The 8,488-nt window shown below is 67.4% G+C and carries 4 protein-coding genes; 2 read left to right on the forward strand and 2 right to left on the reverse strand.

Annotated features, from left to right (window positions below):
• The first annotated feature begins 25 nt into the window (after window positions 1–25).
• Entirely contained in the window at window positions 26–2,371 is a 2,346-nt protein-coding gene (locus tag HY699_19620; GenBank protein MBI4518018.1) for an endonuclease MutS2, read from the forward strand.
• 64 nt (window positions 2,372–2,435) lie between these two features.
• Complete coding sequence (locus HY699_19625; protein ID MBI4518019.1) at window positions 2,436–3,503, forward strand: Mrp/NBP35 family ATP-binding protein; 1,068 nt, start codon at window positions 2,436–2,438, stop codon at window positions 3,501–3,503.
• Here the strand turns inward: HY699_19625 and HY699_19630 are convergent.
• On the reverse strand, window positions 3,500–5,314 hold the full coding sequence (locus HY699_19630) for a hypothetical protein (protein MBI4518020.1): 1,815 nt from the start codon (window positions 5,312–5,314) through the stop codon (window positions 3,500–3,502). The genes HY699_19625 and HY699_19630 overlap by 4 nt on opposite strands.
• Window positions 5,315–5,867: 553 nt before the next feature.
• Window positions 5,868–7,715 carry a hypothetical protein gene (locus HY699_19635; GenBank protein ID MBI4518021.1) on the reverse strand — a complete coding sequence of 616 codons (1,848 nt, stop codon included), beginning with the start codon at window positions 7,713–7,715 and terminating at the stop codon, window positions 5,868–5,870.
• Window positions 7,716–8,488: the final 773 nt, after the last annotated feature.

The following is an 8,488-nucleotide window of genomic DNA, read 5'->3' on the forward strand; positions in this document are numbered from 1 at the left end:
CGTTGGTCTCGCTATACTCGCGGGCGTGCGTGCCCGCGATCTCGAGGCGCTGGAATTCGAGCGGGTGCGAGGCCAGCTCGCCGCGTTTGCCTGCTCTCCCGCCGGACAGGAAAGCTGCCGGGCACTGGTGCCGTGGCGCCAAATCGAGCCGGCTGCCGCGGAGCTCGATCGTACCTGGCAGTACACCTGCTGGCTCGATCGTCACGGCAGCGCGCCCATCAGTGAGTTCGCCGATATCCGCCCGGAGCTGAAGAGCGCCGCCCACGCGGGTTTCGTCCTCGATGCCGCCGCCCTGCTGGCCATCCGGCGCGTGCTGCAAGTGGCCGAGCAGGCTCGCGGCGTGCTGCTCAAACACATGGCGAAGCTGCCAAGCTTGAGCGAGCTGCCGGCGCAATTGCCGCCGCTGCCCGGCTTGCTCGGGGCACTCGAACGTGCGCTCGATGATCACGGCGCTATTACCGACGACGCCAGCGACGAGCTGGCGGCCGTGCGCCGTACGCTGCGCCGGCTGCGCGATCAGCTCACGCGCCGGCTCGAGGATATGGTGGCGCGGCCCACGCTGGCCGAGGCCATCGCCGAGCAGTACGTCACCGTGCGCAACAATCGCTTCGTTATCCCGATCAAGGCCGCATACGCCGGCCGCATGGCGGGTGTGGTGCAGGACCGTTCGGTGTCGGGCGAGACCGTGTTCATCGAGCCCCTGTTCGCGGTCGACTTGAACAACCAGCTGCTGATGGCGGCGCGCGACGAGGAGGCGATCGTGCGCCGCATCCTGGCTGATCTGAGCGAGCTGGTGCGCCAGGAGCTGGCCGCTCTCAACACCACCTTCGACGCGCTGGTGGCGCTCGATGTCCTCACCGCCAAGGCGCGCTTCGGACTGCGCTACCGCTGCACCCAGCCGCTGCTGGGCGCTGCTGAGGTGCGGCTGCGGGGCGTGCGCCACCCGGTACTCCTGTTCACCGGCCGCCCAGTCACCCCGGTCGATCTGCTAATTCCCGCCGGCCACCACAGCTTGGTGATCACCGGGCCCAACACCGGCGGTAAGACGGTGGCGCTGAAGGCCGTCGGCTTGCTGGCGGTGATGGCGCAAAGCGGCTTGCTGATTCCGGCTACGGAAGAAAGCTGCCTGCCGTGCTTCAATGCTGTCTTTGCCGACGTTGGTGATGCGCAGAGCATCGAGCGTAACTTGTCGACCTTCTCGGCGCACATCGCCAACCTCACCGACGTGCTCGCGCACGACCTGCACGGCGCGCTAGTCTTGCTCGATGAACCCGGCACCGGCACCGACCCGGACGAGGGCGCCGCGCTGGCGATCGGTTTGATCCAAACCCTCGAAGCCGCCGGTGCGCGGGTGGTGCTGACCACGCACGGCACGCCGGTGAAAGTCTTCGCCCTCAGCCGCGACTCGTGCGTTACTGCGGCGGTCGACTTCGACCTGACCACGCTCACCCCTTGCTATCGCCTGAGCTATCACTCGCTCGGTGAAAGCCTGGCCTTACCGATCGCACAACGTCTGGGCCTGCCGGCGGCCGTACTCACCGCCGCGCGGGCGGCGCAGTCGGAGCAATCTAAAGCCTTTGGCGCCGCGGTGGCGCGGTTGGAGGAAAGCCGCCGCGCCTTCGAGCAGCGCCACGCCGAGATGGCGGAAGGCACGCAGCGGCTGGCGGAACAACGGCGCGAGAGCGAGCGCCTGCTCGCCGAGCTGCGCGCGCAACGACAGCAGAGCTGGCGCGAGGAGTTGGCCGCCGCCCGCGCTTTTGTGCGCTCGGTGAAAGCACAGGGCCGCGAGCTGTTGGCGGCGCTCGAGCGGGGCAGCGCGGACCGCCGGGCGCTGTCTGCTTTCGTTGCCGCACAAGAGGTGGCGGTCGCCGAACAAGCGCAGCAGACCGAGGTCACGCTGGAGCAGCCGCCGGACGGCGGTGGGCCGCCTCGACTTGGCGATCTCGTTGAAGTCGGGTCGCAGGGCATTTCCGGAGAGCTGCTCTCCGTCAAAGGCGAGCGGGCGTGGATTCAGCGCGGCAGCATGCGTTTCGAAGTGCCGGCCGCCCAGCTGCGCCGGGCCGGCCCGGCACCGCGCGCCGCCGCTGAGACGGTGCGCATCAGCTTGTCCGCGCCGCCGGCAACTGCACCGGCGGAGATCATCCTCATCGGCCTGCGGGCGCGCGAGGCGATTGCGCAACTCGAGACCTTCCTCGATCACGCCGCCGGCGCCCAGCTCGCGGCCGTGCGGATTATCCACGGTGTAGGCAGCGGCGCCCTGCGCCGAGCGGTGCAGGAGTATCTCGCCGCCTCACCGTACTGCGGCAGTTTCAGAAACGGCGAGCCGGCCGAAGGCGGCGCCGGGGTCACAGTTGCAACGCTGGCGAGCTGAGGCCGCTCCGCCGGAACGCCGCGGTTGGCTGGCACAAGGCGCGGATTCCGGTTACGTTGGGCCCATGCCGACACCGCACGAAATCCTCGAGCAGCTCAAACGGGTCAAGTACCCGGGCTACAGCCGCGATATCGTCTCGTTCGGACTGGTGAAGGACATCGAAGTCGCGAGCGCGGGCGTGACCGTGACCCTGGCGCCGACCACGGCCAACACCGAGGTGCTGCAACAGATCCGCGGCGCCGTCGAACAAACGGTGACAAACATGGGTGTGCCGAGGGTCGAGGTGGTCGTCACCGCGCCCGAGCGGGCGCAGCCCCGGGCGGCGCAGGGGCGCGCGGCTATCCCCGGTGTCAGGCACGTGGTCGCGGTGGCTAGCGGCAAGGGCGGCGTCGGGAAATCGACCGTTGCCGTCAACCTGGCGCTGGCGCTCGCAAGCCTGGGGTGGCGCGTCGGTTTGCTCGACGCCGATGTCTACGGCCCGAGCGTGCCGTTGATGCTGGGTTTGCGCGAGCGCCCGAGCTCGACCGACGACAAGCGGATCATTCCGCTGGAGAAGTTCGGCCTTAAGGTGATCTCGCTCGGTTTGTTCGTCGAAGAGCGCACCCCGATCATCTGGCGCGGGCCGATGATCACCAAGCTGCTGACGCAGTTCCTGCGCGAGGTGGCTTGGGGCGAGCTCGACGTCCTCGTGCTCGACCTGCCGCCGGGCACCGGCGATGCCCAGCTCACGATCGTGCAGCAGGTGCAGCTTTCCGGCGGCGTGATCGTGACCACGCCGCAAGATGTCGCGCTCCTCGACGTCACCCGTGGCGTCAACATGTTCCAGCAGGTCAACGCCCCGGTACTCGGGGTGATCGAGAACATGAGCTACCACATCTGCCCCGGTTGCGGTGAGCGCGCGGAGCTGTTCGGTCACGGCGGCGGCCGGAAGATGGCGCAGCAATTCGAGGTGCCGTTTCTCGGCGAGCTGCCGCTGGTGCGCGAGATTCGCGAGCACAGTGACAGCGGCGAACCGATCGTCGTAGCCGAGCCACAGCATCCGCAAAGCGAGGCGTTCCGGGCCATCGCCCAACGCTTGGCCGGCGAGCTGGAGCGGCAGGGCGCCGCTACCTCACTGCCGGCGATTCACTAGTAGTGCAACTGCGGCCTGGCCGCGGCGCCGGCGAGCGGAGTGCCGCACAGGCGCGGTGCGGTCGCGGGCAGTGCCGCCGGTGCCGGCGTCGTCGCCGGTGCGGCACTCGGGCTGTCGATACGCACGATCATCTTCGCCGGTTCGCCCAGGTTGCCGGCTTGGTCGCGTAGCCGCGCGACGAACAAGGTATCTCCCGGGGCCAGCGCCAGGTATTGCGAGATCCGGGCACAGAATTGCGCGTGGCTGCGCCGATCGACAAAGCCGGCCTCGCCGTCGAACTGCACGCAGGCGTCGCAGGGCGAGGTGCGGGCTAGTGCCTTGCCGCTGCCGTTGTCGAAGCGGCAGCCGAGGTCGTTCATCACGTGGGTGATGTCGAGTTCGTCATCGAAGCGTGGCGGGTCGACTGCGGGCACCCCGCCGGCTGCCGGCGGCGAGTTGTCACACACCGTGGTGCTACCGTTGCCGAGCGCTTGACTGGGGACGATTTGCAGGTCGGGGCGCTGATCGGGGTCGTCGGCAAAAGCCGATTGCCCGAGCTGCCGGCCCGCCGGCCCCAAGCCGCCCTCGACCACGATCTGAAAGCCGAGGCCGGTTGGCCGGTAGACGGGGACGCCGTCGATTTCTTCTACCGGCTCGAGCAAATTGTCGGCGGCGCTGGCGAGGCCGAAAAAGGTGACGATCGGACCCGGCGCGGTGGTGGGCGTGGGTGATGACGTCGGCGTCGGCGTCACAGTTGCCGTTGGTGTCAGCGTCGGCGTCGGCGAGGCGGTGCGCGTGGGTGTCGGCGTGCGAGTGCCGCTGCGGGTCGGCGTCGAAGTTCGCGTCGCCGTGAGTGTCACAGTGGGTGTTGCAGTCAGCGTAAACGTGCGCGTCGGCGGCCCCGTCGGAGTCGGCGTGGGTGAAAGCTGGCGAGTGGGAGTGCGGGTCACGCTCGGCGTCCGGGTCAGCGTGCTGGTTCCCGTGCGGGTCGCCGAGGGGGTGCGCGTGGCGGTCGCCGCCGGGGTGGAGGTGATCGTCGGCGTTGGGGTGCGGCTGCGAGTGGGTGTCCGGGTCGGTCGGGGTAGGGTGGCCGTGGCCGTCAGGGTGGCGGTGAAGGGCAGGGGGATCGGCCCGCCATCGACGCGCACGATCAGGCGCGCGGGCGCCCCGAGATTGCCGGCGGCATCGCGCAGTTGCACGGTGAGCTGCGTGTCGCCATCGGGAAAACGCAATTGGCTGCCGACCGCCAGACAGAATTGCGCCGTTGTGCCGCGACCGGCAAAACCGGTGAGGCCGAACTCGTCCTCGACGCAAGCCGCGCGCGGGCTGGTGGCGACGGTGAAGCCGCAGGCGAAGTCGTTGAGGGCATCGGCGATCGTCTGCGCCGGGCCGAAGTCAGGAGGGTCAACGCCGGGAACGCCCCGCTCGTCACAAACTGCTAGGTGGCCGTCACCGAGCGGGCGGTTGGATTCGATCTGCAGGTCGGGGCGTCGCGCCGGGTCGTTAGGGTCGTGCTCCAGCACGCCGAGGCCGAGCGGGCTCTCGGCCAGGCCCGGCGCGCCTTCGATGACTACTTTGAAGCCGGTGCCCGTGACCCGGTAGAACACCGGCAGGCCCGGCTCGATCTCGCCGAGGGCAGCGGCGAGCCGGCCGCTAGCGGTGGCGAGGCCGAAGAACGTTATGGCCGGCCCCTGTGGCGACGGCGGGGTGGGCGGGGGCGGCACCAGCAGCTGCGGCAGCGCGCTGAGGTCGGCGGCCGTGAAGAAGCCATCGTCGTTGGCATCGGTACCGAAACACTCATCGGGCACGTCGTTGAAGAGCCGAACAATCACTTCAGACTGGTCAGCGGCGTTGATGGCCCCGTCGCAATTAGCGTCCCCGAGTTGTTGGCCCCAGGCGGTCGCCGACGGCAGGCATGCGCTGGCCGCGATCAAGCACGCTAGCCCCGCTCGCAGCCCGAGTCGCCGCTTGCCTCGCCAACCCATACGCCGCGCACCCTAGCGAATGCGGGCGCGGGCGACAAATGTGCCGGACGGCTTACCCAGCCCGGCTGATGGCTGAAGGCCTACGGCTCTCGATTCCAGACGCTGCGTCCGAATCACCGCCTATAGCACCCAACGCACGCGCATCGACCCGAATCTTGATCGTCGGCGACGAAGCCAGCGTCCGCTGCGCCCGGCTGGACGAGGTGGCGGCTCATGCTGAGCGGCGCCCGGTCGCTCGTGCTGGGACGCACCGCGGGCCGGCGTCGCTGCACTTGGTGCCAAACCCACGCGACGAGAGGGAGCGCCAGGTGCGCGGCCGGGTAATGGTCGTCGACGACGGCTGCCGAAACCTCTTGGCCACGAGCACGGGTGCGCTTCTTAGCCGCCGCCGCCGGTGCCGCTAGGCCTGCGAGTAAGGATGCGCCAGCAGTGCTTGCTCGTCGCCGAGGGCGCTGAGCTGCTGGTAAAGATCCGAGATGGCGATGGTGGCGGGCAGCCCGGCTTGACGCAAATCGAGTCCGAGAACGTCGCCGGCCAGAAAGCGGCCGAGCGTGTAATAGGCAAACCATTGCGCCTCGTCGAAGAACTGATCGGCCGTCGACTCGTGGGGGAAATCGGGATGGTAGGTCTTGTAGACGTAGCCGCGCCATTCGCCGCTCGCATCATCCTTCCACTTTTTCCACCGCTGTTGTTCGCGCACGGAGGACTTCACGTAGACCAGCACGCCCGTGTACTCGGGTTCGTCCTGTTCCTTGCCGGGCATGTCGCTGATGTCGGCGACCACGAAGTGCGAGCGCGAGTAACCTTGCGATGGTAGCGGTCGAATGAGTCGTTCCGGATCTTGGCGAAACTTGATCAGCACACCCAGTTCGCTGCGGGCGCGCATGACCAGGTTGTTGAGGTCGGAGAGCTCGTAGCGGGGGTCCGCGCTGGCATCGAGCACAATGATGAAGGTGCAGCGGCGCCGCAGCAGCTCGAAGACGCCGAGGTTTTCGATGAAGCCGCCGTCGGCGATGTTGACCAGGCTGGTCTGGGTGTCGGTCGTGCTGAGCAGCTCGCGCAGCAAGTAGTACGGCCACCACGGGAAGCGGCGCAGCCAGCCGGGCAGCTGCACCTTCGGGTTTGGCACCCAGTAGCCCAGTCGCAGATTGAGCAGCGCCATCACGAAGGCCAGCAGGCGGTTGCTCTTCGGTCCGAGGCCGGGGTTGACCGCCGCGCCCGCGCAAGCCACGGCCGTGGCCAGGGTAATGGTGTTGAATCCGGGGTTGGTCGTAGCCGCGTAATCGGTCAATTTCGAGCCGCAGAACAGCGGTGAGAGCAAGAAGTAATCGCTACCGGCCGCACCGGCGAACTTCGGGTCGTGTTCACCCAAGACGTTGAGGCAGGCGTTGATCAGGGGGTAAGGGCCGGTGCCGGTCCACAATTCGTGCAGCGCGATCGGCGCGCCGCGGTCGCCGCCTTGGCGCAGGAGGTAGGCGGTCTGCAGCCGGTCGCGGTAGAAGCGGTGCATCGTCAGCAAGTTGGGGTTGGTGAAAAACCCGGCCACGACCAGCACTGCCAGGGGCAGCGACAAAGGTAAATCCGGATGGGGATTATTCATCCAGACGGCGGCCCAGACGAGCGCGCCGACCAACAGGATACCCTCCAGGCTATTGAGCGCGTCGGAGGACCACAGCCTTACGTGGCGGAGTCCATGCATGAACAAGTGCCAGCCCAGCACTCCGGCGGTTGCGATCGTCGCGTACGGGATCACGGCGTCAGCGAGTCCTCCGAGGAGCAGGTACGCCAAGCGTGCGATCGTCACGGTGAGAGCGATGACCCAAACGAAGTTGAGGGCGATACTGGCCACCACCGCGCCAGCCATGCGGATGCGGTGCAGGTGCTTCTTCCATCCGCCCCCGGGGGCGAGGTAGTCGCCGTGATAGCGCAGGTGGTCGAGGTCGGCCTGTTGAAAGAGGCTGTTGAACGGTTTCGGTGCCTGGCGCTCACGCCACAGTTTGGCCTGCACGTGGCCGCCCAGGTATCCGCCGCCGGAGACCGTCGAGAGGTAATCGGCGCGCTCGAGAATGCCGAAGCGGTTGAGGACCGCGAGAAAGCCGAGCCCGATGGTGGCCGAACGGATGCCGCCGCCTGAGATAGCGAGGCCAAAGCTGCGCCGAGGTTCTTTGAACCACGGCTCGTCTTGATAGCGCCGGCGTCGCTCCGACACCGCCCGCCATTCGGCGTCGATGATCTCACCAAGTGTCATAGCTGTCCTCGCTGGATTTGAGTCTGACGGTTTTTGACGCCCAACGTTTTCACGGCTTGCCTACTGTGGCTGTGGAAGTTTGAAGCCAAGGTAGGTGCCGGAGCTGATGCCCATCAGGCCGAGCAGGGTGGTACTGAAGTTCGGCATCGCACCTTTCCCTGGCTCTCCTTGGTGTCGCCGTAAGCGCGCTCGCATCTTCGCGAAGTTGGCTTGCTCGAAGACAACCCTGTGATCCGCGTTTGATACAGCGCCATGCCCGTCTCCCCGTGCGAGCTGCCGCCTGTTGCCGGCAACCACATGTTCATTCTGTGGTGAAGCTATACTGCCCGGGCGCTGCTAGACCATGCTTTCTCTAGCTCTGTCAACTCCATACCGAAAAACCCTTAGGACCGGAACGGCAAGCCGTCTCGGGCGCCGGTGCACGCTCGCGCTCTAGGGCGACGTGGTGGATCGCCTGGACGCGCCATCGCGTCGCCTCATCGAGTCGGCACCGGCAATCCTCGACGACTGAGCCGCAATAGGTGTTTGGAGCAGACCACAGCTTCTGCACCCGCTGTGAAACGAAGTCAGCTCACCCTCCTCAGCGTGCCCGCCGCGTCTGCTTCCCGCGAGCGCCCCCCCGCCCCCGTGGCGCTGCGTCTTCTTGACAACGGAGGCCTTATAGGTGTTGAGGCGGCGGGGGTACGGCGGATTGTCGTCCCGCCGCCGTCGCGGTTTAGAGGCGCGAGGGCAACGTGATGAAGCGCAAGAGGAACTCAGGCATCGGGTAGGGA

This window comes from Deltaproteobacteria bacterium, assembly GCA_016210005.1.
GTDB lineage: Bacteria > Desulfobacterota > Binatia > HRBIN30 > JACQVA1 > JACQVA1.